General features: G+C 61.9%; 16 protein-coding genes. 10 read left to right on the top strand and 6 right to left on the bottom strand.

Annotated elements, in window-relative coordinates; translation table 11 throughout:
* The first annotated feature begins 101 nt into the window (after positions 1–101).
* From ACWJKU_RS06875 to ACWJKU_RS06890, 4 genes are all read left to right on the top strand, one after another.
* The gene (locus tag ACWJKU_RS06875) at positions 102–1,526 is read left to right on the top strand and encodes a hypothetical protein (RefSeq protein WP_454147062.1); all 1,425 of its coding nucleotides are present in this window, start codon (positions 102–104) and stop codon (positions 1,524–1,526) included.
* A gap of 525 nt (positions 1,527–2,051) precedes the next feature.
* Positions 2,052–4,721 (top strand): AMP-binding protein, encoded by a 2,670-nt coding sequence (locus ACWJKU_RS06880; RefSeq protein WP_454147064.1) that lies wholly within the window; start codon positions 2,052–2,054, stop codon positions 4,719–4,721.
* Positions 4,722–4,770: 49 nt separating this feature from the next.
* On the top strand, positions 4,771–5,046 hold the full coding sequence (locus tag ACWJKU_RS06885) for a hypothetical protein (RefSeq protein WP_454147066.1): 276 nt from the start codon (positions 4,771–4,773) through the stop codon (positions 5,044–5,046).
* Positions 5,047–5,101: 55 nt separating this feature from the next.
* Complete coding sequence (locus ACWJKU_RS06890; RefSeq protein WP_454147068.1) at positions 5,102–6,487, top strand: MBL fold metallo-hydrolase; 1,386 nt, start codon at positions 5,102–5,104, stop codon at positions 6,485–6,487.
* 92 nt (positions 6,488–6,579) lie between these two features.
* Here the strand turns inward: ACWJKU_RS06890 and ACWJKU_RS06895 are convergent, their stop codons facing one another.
* The 3 genes from ACWJKU_RS06895 to ACWJKU_RS06905 form a co-directional block, all read right to left on the bottom strand.
* The gene (locus tag ACWJKU_RS06895) at positions 6,580–7,029 is read right to left on the bottom strand and encodes a CBS domain-containing protein (protein ID WP_454147070.1); all 450 of its coding nucleotides are present in this window, start codon (positions 7,027–7,029) and stop codon (positions 6,580–6,582) included.
* Between the two features lie 184 nt (positions 7,030–7,213).
* Positions 7,214–7,399, bottom strand: a complete 186-nt coding sequence (locus ACWJKU_RS06900) for a hypothetical protein (RefSeq protein ID WP_454147072.1) — start codon at positions 7,397–7,399, stop codon at positions 7,214–7,216.
* Between the two features lie 876 nt (positions 7,400–8,275).
* A complete protein-coding gene (locus tag ACWJKU_RS06905) occupies positions 8,276–9,232 on the bottom strand; it encodes an IS5 family transposase (protein ID WP_454143176.1) in 957 nt (318 codons plus the stop codon).
* Between the two features lie 177 nt (positions 9,233–9,409).
* Here ACWJKU_RS06905 and ACWJKU_RS06910 point away from each other — a divergent pair, with 177 nt between their 5' ends.
* Complete coding sequence (locus tag ACWJKU_RS06910; protein WP_454147074.1) at positions 9,410–10,408, top strand: sodium:calcium antiporter; 999 nt, start codon at positions 9,410–9,412, stop codon at positions 10,406–10,408.
* A 36-nt stretch (positions 10,409–10,444) separates the two neighbouring features.
* On the opposite strand, the gene ACWJKU_RS06915 is transcribed toward ACWJKU_RS06910, so the two are convergent.
* On the bottom strand, positions 10,445–11,815 hold the full coding sequence (locus tag ACWJKU_RS06915; RefSeq protein ID WP_454147076.1) for a sensor histidine kinase N-terminal domain-containing protein: 1,371 nt from the start codon (positions 11,813–11,815) through the stop codon (positions 10,445–10,447).
* Positions 11,808–12,479 (bottom strand): response regulator, encoded by a 672-nt coding sequence (locus ACWJKU_RS06920; RefSeq protein ID WP_454147078.1) that lies wholly within the window; start codon positions 12,477–12,479, stop codon positions 11,808–11,810. Before ACWJKU_RS06920 ends, ACWJKU_RS06915 begins: the two co-directional genes overlap by 8 nt.
* 129 nt (positions 12,480–12,608) lie before the next feature.
* Between ACWJKU_RS06920 and ACWJKU_RS06925 the strand changes: the two genes are divergently transcribed.
* From ACWJKU_RS06925 to ACWJKU_RS06945, 5 genes are all read left to right on the top strand, one after another.
* Positions 12,609–14,021 (top strand): OpgC family protein, encoded by a 1,413-nt coding sequence (locus tag ACWJKU_RS06925; RefSeq protein ID WP_454147080.1) that lies wholly within the window; start codon positions 12,609–12,611, stop codon positions 14,019–14,021.
* Between the two features lie 38 nt (positions 14,022–14,059).
* On the top strand, positions 14,060–14,707 hold the full coding sequence (locus ACWJKU_RS06930) for a carbonic anhydrase (protein ID WP_454147082.1): 648 nt from the start codon (positions 14,060–14,062) through the stop codon (positions 14,705–14,707).
* A gap of 264 nt (positions 14,708–14,971) precedes the next feature.
* Positions 14,972–16,336, top strand: a complete 1,365-nt coding sequence (locus ACWJKU_RS06935; protein WP_454147084.1) for an NfeD family protein — start codon at positions 14,972–14,974, stop codon at positions 16,334–16,336.
* Positions 16,333–17,094, top strand: a complete 762-nt coding sequence (locus ACWJKU_RS06940) for a slipin family protein (protein WP_454147086.1) — start codon at positions 16,333–16,335, stop codon at positions 17,092–17,094. Before ACWJKU_RS06935 ends, ACWJKU_RS06940 begins: the two co-directional genes overlap by 4 nt.
* Positions 17,095–17,227: 133 nt before the next feature.
* Complete coding sequence (locus ACWJKU_RS06945) at positions 17,228–17,527, top strand: hypothetical protein (RefSeq protein WP_454147088.1); 300 nt, start codon at positions 17,228–17,230, stop codon at positions 17,525–17,527.
* Positions 17,528–17,615: 88 nt separating this feature from the next.
* Here the strand turns inward: ACWJKU_RS06945 and ACWJKU_RS06950 are convergent, their stop codons facing one another.
* Positions 17,616–18,239, bottom strand: a complete 624-nt coding sequence (locus ACWJKU_RS06950) for a urate hydroxylase PuuD (protein WP_454147090.1) — start codon at positions 18,237–18,239, stop codon at positions 17,616–17,618.
* Positions 18,240–18,400 lie beyond the last annotated feature (161 nt).

Here is an 18,400-nt window from a genome sequence, read left to right on the forward strand (position 1 = left end):
GCCATGCCGCCGGGTCTCCTCTTGGTAAGCCTGTCGCGGAGGGGAACGGCCATGCGGCGCCGGCTCCGGTTCCGCCCGTGCGTCTTGCAAGGAGTAAAGCCATGCTGTTTCGAACGGCTGTCGATATCGAGAACGCTCTGAGAGGCGTTGTCGAAGTCAGGGACAATGAAGTCGAGGTGATCGATGCCGACAAGCTCCGGGAAACCGGCATCGACCGGCTGGTCTATAACGCCGTGTTCCACGAATCCGAAGCGTTCAGGTATTTCCTGCAATGGCTGATCCGGGAAGCCGCCGCCAAGCGGGTCATTTATCCGACGTCCATTCAAGGGCTGCACGAGGCGATCGTCGTGGGGGCGGTTCCGGCTTTCACGATTCCGGCACTGAGCCTGCACGCGCTGAGCTACGATGCGGCGCGGGCCTGTTTTCGCGCCGCCCGGGACACCGCGGCAGGCGCCTTTGTTTTCGAATATACCGACGAAGTCGCCGGTTCCGGTTTTCAGTCGCCGGCCGAATATGCCACCTGTATTCTGGCGGCAGCCATTCGGGAGGGATATCAGCGCGCCGTGTTTCTGCAAAGCGGCCACATTCGGGTCGGCTCCGCCAGTTATCGGGTCGGCCGGGACGATGAGATCGGCCGGCTGAAGGAACGCCTCGAGGAGGCCGTCACGGCCGGATTTTTCAACATCGATATCGATACCTCGAGCCTGGCGGATTTCTCCAGTCCAAGCTTCCTTGAACAGCAGCGGCAAAGCAGCCGGGAGTGCGCCGAACTGGTCGCCTTCATCCGCGAGATAGAGCCGGCGGAGCTGTCCATCCGCATCGGCGCGGAAATCAGGGCGATGGGCGACGACAATCTGACTGCGGACCAGTTTCGCGCCTTCATGGAAGGCTTTTTCGAAGATCTCAACATTCCCGGCGGCAAAAAGGATCTTTCCAAGATCATCGTTCTGGCGAGCGCGGCCGACGTCGATCTCGAACTGCTCCGCGAGATCGGCGAGATCGCCCGCCGGGAATATGGCCTGGACCTCGCCGTGCGCAGCGGGACGGCGTCGCTGTCCGAAACGCTGTTCCCGCAGCTTCCGGGAAACAACATCCGCGAACTTCACCTCTCGGCGCCGTTCGAGGACCTGATCTTCGATCACGAGGCATTTTCGCCGGAGCTGAAAAAAGACATCTACCGCTGGATCGACAGCGAATGGCCCGGAGCGCGGCAACCCGGCATGAGCGACGAAGCGTTTTACCGCGCCACCCGCAAGCGGGCGCTGCTGCCGTTCAAACAGGCCTTGTGGGATTTGCCGGAGGCGCGGCGCGGCCGGATCATGGCCGATGTTCAAGCCAAACTGGTCTCTTGTTTCGACACGCTCGGGGCGAGTAATACCACGGGCCTGATCCGCGATGCCGTGGATATCGAAAGAGTGGGGCTGCCGGTTCCGGTTTCCGGCTACAGCCAGACCGCGGAGGCCACATTCAATGCCTTGCTGGAGCGGATGGGCGGAACCCGGCCGATCGCGGTAGGGCCTTTATAGCCGGCGGCGGCGGCAGGCATGCAGGGAGACGCCCCTTTATGAATAGTTACTTACGAAGTCGGGCGTATTTCCGGAAAAGGCCGGGGCGGGTTAAATGAATGTCACTTTCATGCGAACCAGGCATGCAAGCCCGAAACGAGATGGTTTCGGTCAGGACCGAGGGATGTTGCGAAGGGAAAGCGGAACTCGCCGGGAAAGACATCCCCAGGGTCTATGGAAAAGATCGTAAGCTGGATCACCAAGGCAGGGCAATGCGATCACCGGAAGCCGATCGCAGCGGACAAGGATGTCCGGTCCAGTTCCCTTCTTCCGAACCGTGCCGATGCATTCGTCGGCTCCGCTCTTGCCGCCGGCAATCCCGTCCCGGCATTCCCGAAATTCTCGGCCGACCGCCGCGCCCGATAGCGTGCGACCCGCCCGTCTTCGGGCGGTACGATCGAGACCGGCGTCATCCGTCCGCCGGAAACGCATCCGCGGCCGGGTTCTTCTAAGAATGGTTGGAAAAATCACCCTTTACCGACGCATGTGGCGATAGAAACCTTACAGCGGCTGATCCGCCAGTTCCCCCGTCATGCCGGCAAACCGGCGATCGTGGCGTTCCGGAAGGGCCGCGCCGATACTTGGTCCTTCGGGAAATTGGCGCACGCGGCGCAGCGGTTGGGCGTGGGACTCATGGAGGCGGGGTTGCGGCCGGGCGATTGCGTCGGACTTTTCGCCGCCAATAGTCCCGAATGGGTGGCGGCCTGTTTCGCCCTGATCGAGGCCGGGATGATCCCGGTTCCGATCGATGCCCAGATAGGCGATGAAGACCTCCGGCACGTGCTGGCCGACAGCGGGATCCGCCGGCTGTTCACGACGCGCCGCCAGCTCCGGCGCCTGGAGCGCCTGGATCTGAAACGCGATCTCGAGCCGATCCTGCTGGATGCGGAACAGGGCGAACCTCGGGATTGGCGGCGCTATTGCTCCGATGCGGAAAGGACGTTCGCCCCGGTTGCACCGGAGGATCTCGCCGTGCTGTTCTACACCTCCGGAACGACCGGTGCGCCGAAAGGCGTGCCGCTGAGCCACCGGAATCTCGCAAGCAATCTTCAAGCCATACTCGATCTGCGCCTGATCGGGGAGCAGGACCGTTTCCTGTCGCCGCTGCCGCTTCATCACGTCTATCCGTTCACCGTGGGGATGCTGACCCCGCTCGGCGCGGGAGTCCCGATGATCTTTCCGCTGTCGCTCACAGGCCCCGAGCTTTTGCGGGCGCTCAAGGAAGGAAAGGCCGCGTTTCTGGTGGGCGTTCCGCGGATGTACGAAGCCTTGTTCGGAATGATCGAAGCCCGGGTTCGGGCGCGCGGGCGGTTGGCGGAGCGGCTGTTCCGTCTCGGACTGGATCTGGCGACGGTGCTGCGCCGCCATTCCGACATCGCCGTCGGTCGCGGGCTGTTCGCATCCCTGCACCGTGAGCTGGGCGCGGAGTTGCGGGTGATGCTCTGCGGCGGCGCGGCGCTCGATCCCGATCTGGCGTTCAGGCTCGTCGGCCTGGGCTTCGAGGTGTCGACCGGTTACGGCCTGACCGAAACATCCCCGGTGCTGACCTTCAACCCGCCCGGCCGAGGTCGCCTGGAGACCGCCGGAAGCCCGCTGGCGGGCGTCGAAATCCGCATCGCCGATCCCGAGCCGCCGGCCGAGCACGGCGAGGTCCTGGCCAGGGGACCCAGCGTATTCTCGGGATATCGAAACCTGCCGGACCAGACCCGGGAGGCGTTCACCCCGGACGGCTTTTTCCGCACCGGCGACCTCGGCTGTTGGGACGGCGGATACTTGCGTCTGGTCGGACGCGCTGCGGAGATGATCGTGCTGTCCGGCGGCGAAAACGTCCGTCCCGAGCAGGTCGAGGAGATTCTGAGCCAAGGCCCGCATATCGAGGAAGTCGGCCTGCTGGAGAAGAACGGCCGGCTGGTGGCGCTGATCGTTCCGGCTCCGGCCGCGCCCCGCGAGGGCGGCGACCCCGAGGCGCTGATCCGGCAGGACATCGACGAGCAATCGAAACGGCTGCCTTCGCACCATCGTCCCGGCGATTATGCCATCACGCCTGATCCGTTGCCCCGGACCCATCTCGGCAAGCTCCGGCGGCACGAACTCGGCCCGATTTACGAGCAAGCCAAACGCAAGGGAAAAGGGATGGCCGCGGAGACCGGCCCGCTGCCGCTCGAACGGATGGCGCCCGAAGACCGGCAATTACTGGAAGAACCGGACGTCCATCGAATCTGGCAATGGCTGGTCGAACGGTTTCCGGGGGCGCGCCTGACGCCGGACACGAATCTCCGGCTGGATCTGGGCGTGGATTCGCTCGAATGGCTAACGCTGACTCTGGAGATGAGCGCGGCCGTCGGGCTCGATCTCGATGAGGAAACCATCGCCCGCATGCAGACCGTCCGCGATCTTTTGCGGGAGGGCTCCGAGGCGGGCGGCGGAATGGCGGGTGAATTCCAGGACCCGCTGGCGCGGCTGTCTCGCCCGGAAACCCTGCTGGATGCCGAGCAGCGGCGCTGGATCGAGCCGCCGGGCGCCTGGTCCGGCGCCTTGGGAATCCTTTTGATCGGTTTCGACCGCTGGCTGATGGAGCGGGCGTTCGGCGTCGAGGCCGAAGGGCTGGAACACCTGCCTCGGCACGGACCGTTCATACTGACTCCGAACCATGTCAGCTATCTGGACCCGATGGCCATCGCCGCGATCCTGCCGCGGGAGCAGCTTCTGAGGACCCATTGGGCGGGGTTTACCGGGGTCATGTTCAGGAACGCTTTTCTGCGCCAGATCAGCCGCTCGACCGGCACGCTGCCGGTCGATCCCCGGCGCGGCCCTTTGGCCAGCCTGTCCCTGGGCGTCATGGCGCTGAGGCGGAGCGACAACCTGGTGTGGTTTCCCGAGAGCGGCCGTTCGACGAGCGGCGAACTGCAACCCTTCGAATCCGGAATCGGCCTGCTGCTCCGGGCGGAGCGGGTGCCCGCGGTTCCGGTCCGGATCAGCGGAACCTACATGGCTCTGCCGGTGGGAAGCTGGCTGCCCCGCTTCCGGCCGATCGGGGTCCGCTTCGGACCGCCCGCTACGGCGGACGAACTGGAGCGGGAAGGCCGGGGCGAGCGTCCGGAGCAGCGCATCGCCTCGGCGCTGCACGACCGCGTCGCGCGGCTGGGTTCCGCTTGAGGTCCGGTCTGGAGCCGCCGCGTTTCGGGATTCGGGAATGGCCAAGGTCATGAACGTAGAAAAACAGATTTGGGACGTGGAGGGATTCGCGGTGCGCATTCTCCACTTGGACGGGCGCGACGTGCGCGGCGACCGCATGGGCTTGCCGCCGTATCCTTTTCAAGCCCCGGCGAAGAACGATTTGAGCGTGGAAAAATGGAAGGCGGCGCGCTTCCGCCAGACCTATCCGGGCTTTCAGGTGGAGGTTATCGATTCCGACGGCAATACGACGCACGGCAATACCCGGCTCGGGACCGTCCGCGACACTTATTTGGACGAGGAATAGCCGCAGGTTTTCCCGGTGCCGGAAAAGCAGACTCACACCAGGCTAGGAGGCAAGCATGTTTCTGGAAACCATCAGATCGGAAGGGCTTTCGCATTTGTCTTATCTTTTGGGCGACGAGAGCGCCGGCGTGTGCGCCGTCATCGATCCGCGCCGGGATATCGAAATCTACACGGATATCGCCAAGTCTCGCGACGTGCGCATCACTCACGTCCTCGAAACCCATGCTCACGAGGATTTCGTATCGGGCAGCCGGGAACTCTCGGCGCAAACGGGCGCGACGATTTATGCCGGCGAATCGAACCGGCGCACGTTCGAGCACGAAGCCGTAAAGGACGGCGATACGATCCGGGTCGGAAGCCTCTCGCTGCAAGTCTTCCACACGCCGGGACACACGCCCGAGCATGTGTGTTACCGGGTGAGCGGCGGCAGGGGCGCCGAAGCGCCGTGGGGAATCTTCACCGGCGACGCGCTGTTCTGCGGCGACGTCGGGCGCACCGACCTGCTCGGCAAAGAAGAGGCCGACCGACTGACCCGTCAGCTCTATCATTCTCTTTTCGACAAGGTTCTGCCGCTGGGCGACGAGTTGGACATCTATCCGGCCCACGGCAAGGGATCACCGAGCGGAGGACATATCGGCGACCGCTTGACCAGCACGCTCGGCTACGAGCGGCGCCATAATCCCAAGCTGCAAATCGGAAACGAGGACGAATTCGTCGCGAACGAACTCGGGTCGCTGCAACCCGCGCCGTTCTACTACGCGCACCTGGAGGACGTGAATATCCGCGGGCCGCGGGTGCTGGCCTGCGTTCCGCCGGTGCCGATGCTCGATCCGCACGTGTTCCGGACGGAGATGGATAAGCCCGACACGGTGGTTCTGGATACGCGCGAAATCGAGGCGTTCGGCGGCGGACACATTCGAGGCGCGCTCAATATCGCCTTGTGGGAAGAGTTTCCGGTGTGGGCCGGCTGGATGCTGAAACCCGAGCAACGAATTCTGCTGGTTCTCTCCGAAGAGAACGGGCTCGAAACGGTTCGGCGCCATCTGCTGCGCATCGGGTTCGAAAAAATCGACGGCTACCTGGGCCGGGGCATGCAGGGCTGGTTCGAAGCGGGATTGCCTTTCGAGCGTATCCCGGAAATGAGCGTGCATCAGTTGAAGGGCTGGATCGACAGCGGCGGGACCGATCTTCAGGTGCTGGACGTGCGCAGCCCCGGCGAATGGCGGCAAGGCCATCTTCCGGGAGCCCTGCATCTCTACGCGCCGTTTTTGCCGGACCATCTCCATTCCTTCGACCGCACCAAGGCGATCGTCGCCTATTGCGGCAGCGGCTACCGGGCGAGCATCGCGGCCAGCACGCTCAAGCGCGGGGGATTCAAGGAGGTCTATAACGTCGCGGGCGGCATGAAGGCGTGGAAGGCGGCGGGGTATCCGCTCGCCTGAATCGTTCGTTCCGGGATGCGCTCGGGAATGCCTCCGGCCGCTGATCGCAGCCGCCGGAGGCGGCGCCCGGCGAATGGGCCGGCAGGCATCCGTCAGGCCACGGCCGGTTGTGCGCCGGTCCTCGGTTGCGAGACCTCTCTGAGCACCTCCGCGGTCTGCTCGGTCGGGGCGCGCCGGGCGATATCGGCCTGCGAAACCATTCCGCAGCAACTCTGGTTTCGATCCGCCACCGGCACGCGCCGGATTCGATGCCGTTCCATCACTTGGCAGCAATCTTCTATCGAGGTTTCGGGGGTCACCGTCACGCACGGAGCCGACATGCAATCGCCGGCGGTCATGGACAGGGGATTCTTGCCCTGGGCCAGGGTGCGGCAGACGATATCGCGGTCGGTGACGACGCCGACCAGCCGCATCGAGTCTTCGCTGTCGACCACCGGTATTTCGCCGCAGTCGTGCCGCACCATCAAGCGTGCGACGGCCTCCAGGTGAGTGTTCGGCGTACAGCAGACCGGATTGGGGGTCATGATCTCTCGAACTTCCATGGTTTCTCTCCGTTTCGCAGATTTTCGCGAAGCCGCGAACATGCGGCCCGTAAGAATGGGACAGATCGAGCCGGCGAAGGTTCGGAGCGGATCGGCGCGCGCCGTCCGCTCGCGGTGGGAAAGGTTTCCGAGGCGCGCCGCCGGCCCGTCGACGGGGTGAGCGATGCCGCGCGGCGCAGGGGGATCAATGCTGATAGTGACGCGGGAGCCTGGTCTGAGGATTTCGACGCTGCAACCTCTCGACGAGGTCCAATAAGCGGTTCAGTCTGGCGCGGTCCGCCTGGGGAGAGAGATAGGCTTTATCGGCAGCGTCCAATAGGCGTTGGATCAACTCGACATGCTGGCACAGTTGAAATTTTCTGGGAGTCATCGTCTTCTTTCGTTTCAAAACCGCAGTTGGAAAAAACGTCACCTGATCTACGGATTGCAACAGTATCACTCTCGAATTTCAGCGAACTTGACCTCTATCACGAAATCTCGGTTTGGCGGCTCTCCCGGGCCGCGCCGGGTGCGGAGATTTACATACGAGCTCGCACGTATTTTTCCGGACAGGACCCGGCGTTCAAATGATACCGTTACTCGAAAGGGCGGTAAGGAAGCGGCATTCGAGCACGAATAAAGGGATGTCGCGTCGCCCCCCACGGACGGGATAGGCCGACATCCCGCTTTTCGATCGCCAAAACGACCGGGCCGCCGCGAGTTTCGGAATATCGGCCTAGCCGGTCCGGAAAGAAAAAGCGCCCCGATTTTCAGGTCGGCATTTTCCGATCCGGCGCAGCATCCGCTCTCGCGGACGCTACACGTTTCTCGTCCCGTTCGAGCATCTCCGAGCGCCCGCCGACTCGCGCTTCCACGCCTTCAAATTTGTTCCCGACTTGTTGTCTTTAGAGCGTTTTCGATACGGGCGCAGGAGCGCTGTAGGGGAGTAGGGGCGACTTCAGTCGCCCCAAGACTTTGGCGGTGGGAAAGATATTAATGAAGCTCTGATTAAGTCCTTCGACAGGCTCAGGACGAACGGTAAGATATTGATTCCATTCGTGGTGAGCTTGTCGAGCCATGAACGGAATCCACTTATTCAGAGCTTCCTTAAGGAAGCTCTGAATAAGTGCGTTTTATTGGTGGCTCCGATAAACCGGCCGGGGCTACCAGCCGAAAAAGGTCGTTTTTCCCTCCCCATTGGCGCCCGCTATCGGCGCTCTTTCCGCCCCTCGCCCCCGGTTTTCCGGGGCGATGCACGGATTGATCCCTAGGCCGCCCTCAACTCCTCCCGCACCTGGTAGAGATTGCTGAGGGCAAACAGCAGGTAGAGTTGCTGCCCGTTTTTGAAGAGTCCCCGGTACCGGACCTTGGTATAGCCGAATTGGCGTTTGACGATCCGGAAGGGGTGTTCGACCACCGCCCGCAGCGCGGCCAGCATGCGGTTGTGAAGCGCTTGTTCCGCAGGCAAGTCCTCGCCCTTCTTACGCTTGAAGGGAAACGCCCAGACCGGCTCGCCCTCCTGGCGTTCGACCTCCAGATTGCGGTCCTTGCGGGTATAGGCCCGATCGCCCAGGACGACCTGCTCCTCGCCGTGCAACAGGGCCTCGGTCATGACCCCGTCCGCCACCTTGGCGGTGGTGACTTCCATCGTATGCACCAAGCCTGAATCAGCATCCACGCCGATGTGCGCCTTCATGCCAAAGTGGTAATTGTTACCCTTCTTGGTCGAACTCATCTCGCCATCCCGCTTCCGCTCGCGGTTCTTCGTGGACGGCGGGGCGGCGATCAGGGTGGCATCCACGATGGTCCCTTGACGCAACAATAAGCCCTTTTCCGCCAATAGGGCCGCCGTTTCATCGAATAGGGTTTGCGCCATCTGATGGGTTTCCAACAGGCGCCGGAACTTGAGGATCGTGGTTTCATCCGGCATGGCGTCCTCGCCCGCATCCAGCCCGGCAAACTCGCGTAGCATCGGAATGTCATGCAGCGCCTCTTCCATCGCCGGATCGGAGTAGCCGAACCAGTGCTGCATCAGGTGGATGCGCAACATCGTCTCCAAAGGAAAGGGACGCCTGCCCCGGCCGGCCGTCGGGTAGTACGGCGCAATCCGGCTCGTCCACAACCCCCAAGGAATCACCTGCTCCATCTCCTGGAGAAATTTCTGACGCTTGGTCAGCTTTGGTTTCTTCACAAACACGGTGGCACTGAGTCCGAGTTGCTTCATCGGGGGTCGACCTGTCGAAAATTGGACGTTGGGCATTATTTTATCGGGGCCAGGGACTTGTTCAGAGTTTCCTTAAAGGTATTATTAGGGACGCTCGAAAACCTTATCCCAGCGATGCTTCTGGCGGCGGATGCGCGGAATTTGTCGTGAAAACCCGATAAACGATCGATGATTTCCATGATTTGGACGGAATTTGCCGTTTGCCTTGTCCTGATCGGCTATGCCGGAACGAAGCTGTCGCTGTACGGCGATGTGATTGCGGATAAAACCGGACTTTCGGGGAGCTGGGTGGGGCTGGTCATGCTCGCCGCGGCGACATCGCTGCCCGAACTCGTTACCGGCGTCAGCTCGGTCACGCTGGCGTCGGCGCCGAACATCGCCGTGGGCGACGTGCTCGGCAGTTGCGTTTTCAATCTAATGATCCTGGTCGTGGTCGATTTCCTCCACCGCAAGGAATCGATCTATCGCCGCGCCAGCCAGGGACACATTCTGTCGGCGGGGTTCGGCGTCATCCTGATCGGCCTGGTGGGGTTCAATATCCTTCTGGGGCACAGAAACGGCTGGACCGTCGGGCATGTCGGCGCTTATACGCCGGTGATCGTCCTGATGTACCTGGTTGCGGTGCGCGCGATTTTTCTTTACGAGAAGCAGCAGGTGGTCGAGTTCGCGGAAGACGTCACCGGCCGCTATGCCGGTACGTCGCTGCGCCGCGCGATCGCGGGTTACGTGGGAGCCGCCGCCGTCGTGGCGGCGGCCGGCGTATGGATGCCGTTCGTCGCGACCCGGCTCGCGACGGCGATGGGATGGCACAATTCCTTCGTCGGCACCTTGCTGGTCGCCGCGGCCACCTCGATGCCCGAGCTGACGGTCACCATCGGCGCCTTGCGGCTCGGCGCTCTCGACATGGCGATCGCCAATCTTTTGGGGAGCAATCTGTTCGATATCTTGATCGTTGCGGTCGACGACGTTTTTTACCGTCCGGGATCTTTGTTGTCCCGGGTGTCCGCCATTCACGCGGTATCGGCAATGTCGGCGGAGATCATGACGGGCCTTGCGATCGTGGGCCTTCTGTATCGTCCGGAGACGCGTATTCTCAGAACGATCGGGTGGATCAGCTTGGGACTCTTCACTGTCTATGTGCTGAATTCCACCGTGCTCTACCTCAACCAGGAGTGATCGCGCGGCCATGCGGCGGCGACGGCCGGCCGCGCCTCAGCCTCCAAACATGACCTCGATCCGCGCGCCGCCGCTCCCGGAGCGCGACAGCCGGGCGCGCGCGCCATGCTGGTCGGCGATTTCCTTTACGATGGCAAGTCCCAGCCCGCAGCCGTCGCCGGGGCTGCCGGGGGGACGATAAAATCTTTCGAAAATCCGGTCCGCTTCCGAATCCGGAATGCCGGGCCCGTTGTCTTCCACGATGAGGCAAGGGCGCGCGCCCGCCGTGAGCCGCACCGCGATCTGTCCGTGTTCGCGGCCGTAGCGAATGGCATTGTCCAGGAGATTGTTCAGCAACTCGCGCAGCAAAGTTTCCTCGCCCTGCACGTATACCGGACCCGGCGGCCCGTCGAAGCTCAGATCCATATCCCGTTGCAGCGCCTTCGGCACCCAATCGATACAGGTATCTCTTGCGATGGCGCGGAGATCGATCCTCGAACCGAGGCGAGCGCCGCCCAAGGCCGTTTCCGAGCGCGCCAGCGTCAGGAGCTGGGTGCTCAGCCGAGACGCCCGGTCGGCGCAGTCCCGGATTTGCGCCAGGGCCGGGCGCATCGTGGTCAGGTCGGTTTCCCGCAGCGCCCGTTCCGCCTGGACCTTCAGGCCGGCCAGCGGGGTCCGCAACTGGTGCGCGGCGTTGGCGATGAAACGCTGCTGAGTGGCAATGGCTGTGGCGAGTCTTGCCAGCAGATCGTTGATGGTATGCGTCAGCGTGAGCACTTCGAGCGGGACGCGGGTGTCCGAGATCGGAGCGAGATCGCGCGGCGAGCGCTGGGCGATTTCACGGTTCAAGGCATTCAGCGGACGCAGGCCGCGGTCGATCCCTATCCAGATGTACAGGCCCGCGATGAATACCAGCAAAAGCTGGGGCACCAGTTCGGCCAGGAGAATGTCGGTCATCATCCCGCGCCTTTTCTTTATCGTCTCGGCCACCTGGATCAACACTTCTTCGGAGCTGTCCTTGGGCGTGGCGAGCATGGAAACTACCCGGACCTTTTGCCCCTGAATCATGCTGTCGAAGTACACGGGCCGTTCGCGAACCGGGGCCAGGTCCGGCGGCAAGGGCACTCGCGCGTCTCCCGCCATGAACCCGAGCCGGGACGATTCGATTTTGAAGAAGGTCCGGTCCACTTCGTCCCACTGGAAGATTTCCAAGGCGGCGGGCGGGAGTTCGAAGATCACCTTGCCTTTCTGCGCCTTGACTTCCTGCGCCAGAGAGTGCGCCGAGTCGAGCAGCCAGCGGTCATAGGCGGCGTTGGCATAGTGCAGCGCGATGTAATAGGAGGCTACGGCGTCGAGTACCACAAAAAGGGAGAGGGGAAGCGCAAGCCGCAGCAGAAGCTGGGTTCGAAGGCTTTGGGCTTTAGCCATCGGCGTCCTTCTCCAGTAAATAGCCGAGACCGCGCACGGTTCGGATCTTCACGCCGAACGTTTCCATCCGTTTGCGGAGCCGATGAATGTAGACTTCGATGGCGTTGTCTCCCAGTTCTTCGTGTCCCGCCGACAGGCGCTGGGCGATACGGTCTTTGCTGACCACTCGCCCGGCCTGGATCAGCAGCGCTTCGAGCACGCCGTATTCACGCGCGGACAGAATGATCGGCGCATCGTCCACCAGCACCTGGCGATTCAGGGTGTCCAGCGTCAGCCGGCCGACCTTGAGGTTGCCGAAGCCTCCGTAACGACGGCGGAGCAGGGCGTGGATACGCGCCTCCAGCTCGCGCAGATCGAAAGGTTTGACCATATAATCGTCCGCGCCGCATTCGAGACCTTTGACTCTGTCGTCCAGGGCATCGCGCGCGGTCAGGATCAGGACGGGCACGGGATCTTTCCGCGCCCGCAATCTTCGCAAGAGTTCGAAGCCTCCCATGCCGGGCAGGCCCAGGTCGAGGATGACCAAATCGAAATCCTGGGCGAGCAGCGCGGACTCGGCATAAGTACCCGACGCCGCGCCGGTTACCCGGTAACCCGAGCGGCTGAGCACGTGCGTCAAGCCATCGGCCAGAGCGGTATCGTCTTCCACGAGCAGAATTCTCATATCTCCAGCAATCGATGTGAAAGGTTTGTGAAAGCTCCGCGCTTTAGAATGGCGAGCCGGGGCGCCTGCGCCGAGAGTCTGAGTCAGCGTGGGGCCGGCGCATATTTCCGTCGACAAAACAAAATCCCGATGACCGAACAAAGCTTACATAAACATCGAAACCTGAAGCTCGATTTTTTTCGCGGCTTCGCTCTGCTGATCATCTTCATCAATCATATCCCCTCGAACGAACTGCTGCTTTATACCCCGTCCCATTTCGGCCTGAGCGATGCCGCCGAAATCTTCGTGTTTCTTTCCGGCTACGCGGCGGCTCTCGCCTACGGCCGCAGTTTCCGCTCGTCCGGGTTGTGGCTGGGCAGCGTTCGCGTGTTTTACCGCTGCGCCCAAATCTACGGCGTCCATCTCGTTCTCTTCATGCTTTTGGCGATCGTTTGCGTGCTGGGCAATGCCGTTTTCGGAGAGCCGGATTACATCCATCAGCTCAATCTCCGGTATTTTTTCGACGATACGCAGGAGGCTCTGCTCGGGCTCATTTCTCTGCGTTACGTCCCTAATTACTTCGATATTCTGCCGATGTATCTGGTGGTCATGCTGTGGATACCGGCGGTGTGGGCGATGTCACGCATTCATCTCGCGCTCGCCCTGGCTTTCCCGATCGGCGTTTACCTCGCGATGTGGCTGTACGGGTTGGAGTTTTCGGCGGATCCGTACAGCGATCGGCCCTGGTTCTTCAACCCGTTCGGATGGCAGCTCATTTTTTTCACCGGTTTCGCCTTCGGATCCGGCTGGATTAAACCGCCGGAGCGCAAAATAGGATTGGCGGCGGCCTGTCTAATCTTCGTGGTTTTGACGCTGCCGCTGGGGGCGGAACAGGCGCTGCGGCCGACCGAATTCCTGATCCGGCTGCATGACGGTTTGCAGCCATGGCTGGAAAAGACTCGTCTCGGGCCGTTGCGCTGGCTGCATTTCCTGGCTTTGGCCTATTTGGCCACGCTGTTTCTGCGGAATCGAGAGCATTGGCTGAATTTCAGGGCGGTCCGGCCGATCGTCGGAATGGGGCAACAATCGCTGCCGATATTCGTCGTGACGATGGCGCTGTCCTATATCGGCGGAATGATGCTGGATCAGTTCGGTCACGGCGTTCCGGTGCTGATGGCCGTCAATCTCGGAGGCTGCGCGTTTTTGTTGCTCACCGCCCGCGCAATGGCGTGGTTGAAGTCCGGCCCGTGGAAGCGGCGAGAAGAAAATCGTGCCTCACCGACGGCCGGCGGCGGGTGGGGCGATCCGCTTTTCCCGGAGGCCGCGGCGCGCCCGAACCGGCCGGAACAGGCCTGGGCGATCGTCCTCGCGGGTTTTGTGGCAGCGATTCCTGTCGCTTTTTCGCAAAAGATCGGCGATCCTCATTATTCCGTCGTGGCTATGCGCGGGACCGGCGGGAGAGTACCGGAAGATCGCCTACGGGAAGCGATCATCATGCAGGAAAATTCAAGCATGCGCCTTGAGCATCCGGACGAGGCCGGCGATCGGGAAGCGACGTATTGATCGGCGAAACATGATTTTTCACCAACCTAGAGGACTTTATGCGACCCTTTGAAAAACTGCTGTTGGAAAACAAGGCGTGGGCCAGCGAAAAAACGATCCAGGAGCCCGAGTACTTTTCGCGGTTGGCGGGCGCCCAAACGCCGGATTTTCTGTGGATAGGATGCTCCGACAGCCGGGTTCCGGCGGAAATCATCGTCAATGCCCAACCCGGCGAAATTTTCGTTCACCGGAACATCGCCAATCAGATCATCGCTACCGATTTCAACTGTCTCAGCGTGATTCAATATGCGGTCGACGTGCTCAAGGTCAGCCACGTGATCGTATGCGGGCACTACAACTGCGCCGGCATCCGCGCGGCGCTCGGCCAGCAGAACTCGGAACTTTTGATCGTCAATAAGTGGCTGATGCACATCAAGGACGTATACCGGCTGCATCAGGCCGAGATCAACGCGCTGGAAACCGACGATGAGCGGGTGAGGCGATTGGTGGAAATCAACGTGGTCGAACAGATTCAAACCCTCGCGCACACCTCGGTGATCCAGCATGCCTGGAAGCGCCATCAGCGCCCGGTCCTGCACGGATGCGTATACGGCCTGGATGACGGAATCATGAAAGAGCTCATAAGGCTTCCGCCCGAAACGCTCATCCACCCGCTCTACCAATACGTCGATCAGTCCGAGCACTGATGCCCGGGCGGACTCCATCCCGGCCGACGCGGCCGGATGGAGTCCGCCGAATATCGAAGCGCTTGGCCTCCGGGGTTGCCGGCCGAGAACCGATGGGGGCGCAAGCGGGTCCGAGAAAGAGAATAAAGCCTGACATGGACGAGGCTCGCGGGCCGCTCGGGTTCCGGCGATCGCGGCCTTGGAACGCTTATCGGGAAACGGATGCTCGGCGGCGGTCTCTGCCTAAGAATGCCGGACGAACTTCACGGGAGTCGCGGGGAAAGGATGCTGCGGAACGTCATTTTCATCGTCATCGGATTGTGGCTCTTCATGAGGGTTTCCGGCGGAACCGGACAGCCTTCCGAGCGCCCGGCCGGCCCCTCGAAGGTGGTGGCGCTACTGACGATAGCCGGCCCTATCGGTCCCGCGACCAGCGATTATGTCGAGCGCGCGCTGACCGACGCCGAAGCCCGAAACGCAATGCTGGCGATCGTTCGGATGGATACGCCGGGCGGACTCGACACGGCGATGCGCGACATCATCCGAATGATCCTGGCCTCGCCCTTTCCGATCGCGACCTATGTCGCCCCGAGCGGCGCCCGAGCGGCCAGCGCCGGCACCTACATTCTTTACGCCAGCCACATCGCCGCCATGGCGCCCGCCACCAATCTCGGCGCCGCCACCCCGGTCGCCCTCGGCGCGCCGGAGGATGAGGGAAATCGCGAAGCGCCGCGCGGTTCCGACAGCGCCATGTCCAAGAAGATGATCAACGATGCGGTCGCCTACTTGCGGGGTCTCGCTCATCTTCGCGGCCGGAATGCCGAATGGGCCGAAAAGTCGGTGCGCGAAGGGGCGAGTCTTACCGCCGAGGAAGCGCTGAAGATGCACGTGATCGACATCGTCGCCCCGGACGTTTCCGCTTTGCTGGCCGAATTGCAGGGACGGCGGGTGGACGCGCTCGGGCGCGCCGTAACGCTCGATTTGACCGGAGCCGCCGTGGAGCCGATCGAGCCCGATTGGCGCAGCCGGCTTCTCGCCGTCATCACCGATCCCAATGTCGCCTATATCCTGATGATGATCGGGGTGTACGGGCTCATTCTCGAGTTTTACCATCCCGGATCGATCGTGCCGGGTACGGTGGGCGTCATCGCGCTGTTGCTGGCGATGTACGCCTTTCAGGTGCTGCCCGTGAATTATGCCGGACTTGCCCTGATCATCGTCGGCATCGGCCTGATGGTCGCCGAGGCGTTCGTGCCGAGCTTCGGGGCGCTCGGGCTGGGCGGTATCGCGGCCTTCGTCATCGGCAGCGTCATCCTGATCGACACCGGCAGAATGCCCGGGGCCGGGCTCAGTTGGAGCGTGATCGCGGCCTTCGCCCTGACCAGCCTGCTGTTCTTCGTGTTTGCGATCGGCCTTATTCTCAAGTCGCGGCACAAGGCCGTCGTCACCGGACGCGAAGAACTGATCGGCGCGGTCGGGACGGCCCTGGAGGACTTCGCCGGAACCGGTCGAATTCACGTCCGAAGCGAAATCTGGACGGCGCGCACCGAAGTTCCCGTGCGCGAGGGACAACGCGTTGTCGTCAAAGGATTGGACGGATTGGTTCTCAACGTCGCGCCGCTGGAAGAACGAGAGGAGTTCGAGCCATGATCGCCACTTATGTCGTCGTTTTTCTCGCCGTCATCGTGCTGATGTTTCTGCTCGCGGCGATCAAAGTGCTGCGTGAATACGAGCGGGGCGTCGTCTTTCTGCTGGGCCGGTTCTATAAGGTCAAGGGGCCTGGACTATTCATCGTCATACCGGTGCTTCAGCAGATGGTCAAGGTGGACCTCCGCACCATCGTGATGGACGTTCCGACCCAGGATGTGATTTCGCGGGACAATGTTTCGGTCAAGGTGAATGCCATCGTATTTTTCCGCGTGATCGATCCGGCCAATGCGATCATTCAGGTGGAGAACTATTACGAGGCGACCAGCCAGCTCGCTCAGACGACCCTGCGGTCGGTGCTCGGCCAGCACGAATTGGACGAAATGCTGGCGGAGCGCGAGAAGTTGAATCTCCACTTGCAGAGTATTCTCGATCAGCAAACGGATGCCTGGGGTATCAAGGTTTCGAACGTCGAGATCAAGCACGTCGACCTGGACGAGAGCATGGTCCGCGCCATCGCCCGGCAGGCGGAGGCCGAACGGGAACGCCGCGCCAAGGTGATCCACGCCGAAGGCGAGTTTCAGGCTTCGCAGCGGCTGGTCGAGGCGGCCCGGACGCTGGCGCAGTCTCCGCGCGCCATCGAACTGCGCTATCTCCAGACCTTGACCGAAGTCGCGGGCGACAAATCCTCGACCATCGTTTTTCCGCTGCCGATGGAAATTATCGGCACTTTCAGAAACGGTCGAGACACGACGCCCTGACCGGTCCGGCGGCCGTCACCGCTCTTTTACGGCGGAATCGGTAGGCGGATAATCCGGGTTCGGGCCGGTTTTACGGCTCGGGCCGCGACTCCGTCGCGATCGATTCCGACCATTCAAGCGAGGTGTGATTGATATGCCGCTATTTATTTCGATTTTGCTCACCATAGGCATCGTTTATTGGTATTACCGAACCGCGGAGCGGTTGGGATTGAAGTCGCTGCACTGGGGTGTCGCGGGAGCCATCGCTTATCAGGTGCCGGCCTGGGCATGGATGATTCTGGTTTCCAGGCCGTATCTGTCCTCGCTCAGAGGAGCGACGAAAACCGGAATGCCGGCGTTCCTGATCGGGCATTCCTGGATTTTGGTAGGGGCGCTATGCGCCTTTGCGGTTCACAGGTTTGTTCTGTCGAAGTCTCGCGTCCGGGAATCGTAAGCGGTCGGACGGAACGCGGCTTTGCGGATTCGACGGTCGGAGGGATTCCAGGCTTGCGATCGGAATCCCTCCGGATTCATGCGCGCCGTTACGCCAGGTTTTGGGCGGCCACCATGAAGTAGAGCATCGGAATCGAGAACATGGTATTGAAGCGGCTTGCCAGCATGGCCGTCCGCGCCGATGTCTTTTTCTCGTCATCCGAAGCTTCGATCAGACCCAGCACCTTTTTCTGGTTCGGCCAGATGACGTTCCAGACGTTGTAAGCCATGATCAGGCCGAGCCACATTCCTAGGCCGATGTACGTGGCCTGTCCGCCTTTGAAATAACCCAGCAGCATGGCTTCGAGGATGTAGCCGTTCATGGCGGCGAGGATCAATCCGGTCGCGACCGTCGACAAAGCGGCCCAGCGGAACCAGAACAGGGCCGCCGGCGCGATGACTTTGCCGATCGCCGGCTTTTGCTCGTCGGGGATTTTGGGCATGGATGGGATTTGAACGAAATTGAAGTACCAGAGCAGACCGATCCACATGACACCCGAAAGGACGTGCAGCCAGCGAAACAGAAACGCGAACCAGGCGTGCGAGAGCTGGATGCTGCCGGTGGCGAGCGCCAGAACCGTAACCAGCGCAGCCCCGAAAAGCAGCGCCCGTTCCAGCTTGTCCAGACCGAATTTCGCAAGCGCATCGAAGAGTTGAAGTATGACTTTTTGCATCGTCGTTCTCCCGTTTGTTATTAGTGTCGACCAGACCGTGCAAAGCGTGCGCGGACGCAACAGGGTATTCTTCTCGCAGGCGGCGATCAAATCGAATGCGGCGAAATCCCGGAGCGAAAGAATCGATGCGGCAAGGCGGCGCTATTGATGCGGGAGCGCCG

It is taken from the genome of Methylocaldum sp. MU1018 (genome assembly GCF_053646775.1).

Coding starts and splice junctions, on each gene's coding strand:
- ACWJKU_RS06930 (WP_454147082.1), top strand. CDS start 14,060: ATGCGACCCTTTGAAAAACTGCTGTTGGAAAACAAGGCGTGGGCCAGC.
- ACWJKU_RS06890 (WP_454147068.1), top strand. CDS start 5,102: ATGTTTCTGGAAACCATCAGATCGGAAGGGCTTTCGCATTTGTCTTAT.
- ACWJKU_RS06950 (WP_454147090.1), bottom strand. CDS start 18,239: ATGCAAAAAGTCATACTTCAACTCTTCGATGCGCTTGCGAAATTCGGT.
- ACWJKU_RS06900 (WP_454147072.1), bottom strand. CDS start 7,399: ATGACTCCCAGAAAATTTCAACTGTGCCAGCATGTCGAGTTGATCCAA.
- ACWJKU_RS06910 (WP_454147074.1), top strand. CDS start 9,410: ATGATTTGGACGGAATTTGCCGTTTGCCTTGTCCTGATCGGCTATGCC.
- ACWJKU_RS06920 (WP_454147078.1), bottom strand. CDS start 12,479: ATGAGAATTCTGCTCGTGGAAGACGATACCGCTCTGGCCGATGGCTTG.
- ACWJKU_RS06935 (WP_454147084.1), top strand. CDS start 14,972: ATGCTGCGGAACGTCATTTTCATCGTCATCGGATTGTGGCTCTTCATG.
- ACWJKU_RS06885 (WP_454147066.1), top strand. CDS start 4,771: ATGAACGTAGAAAAACAGATTTGGGACGTGGAGGGATTCGCGGTGCGC.
- ACWJKU_RS06945 (WP_454147088.1), top strand. CDS start 17,228: ATGCCGCTATTTATTTCGATTTTGCTCACCATAGGCATCGTTTATTGG.
- ACWJKU_RS06940 (WP_454147086.1), top strand. CDS start 16,333: ATGATCGCCACTTATGTCGTCGTTTTTCTCGCCGTCATCGTGCTGATG.
- ACWJKU_RS06905 (WP_454143176.1), bottom strand. CDS start 9,232: ATGAAGCAACTCGGACTCAGTGCCACCGTGTTTGTGAAGAAACCAAAG.
- ACWJKU_RS06895 (WP_454147070.1), bottom strand. CDS start 7,029: ATGGAAGTTCGAGAGATCATGACCCCCAATCCGGTCTGCTGTACGCCG.
- ACWJKU_RS06875 (WP_454147062.1), top strand. CDS start 102: ATGCTGTTTCGAACGGCTGTCGATATCGAGAACGCTCTGAGAGGCGTT.
- ACWJKU_RS06915 (WP_454147076.1), bottom strand. CDS start 11,815: ATGGCTAAAGCCCAAAGCCTTCGAACCCAGCTTCTGCTGCGGCTTGCG.
- ACWJKU_RS06925 (WP_454147080.1), top strand. CDS start 12,609: ATGACCGAACAAAGCTTACATAAACATCGAAACCTGAAGCTCGATTTT.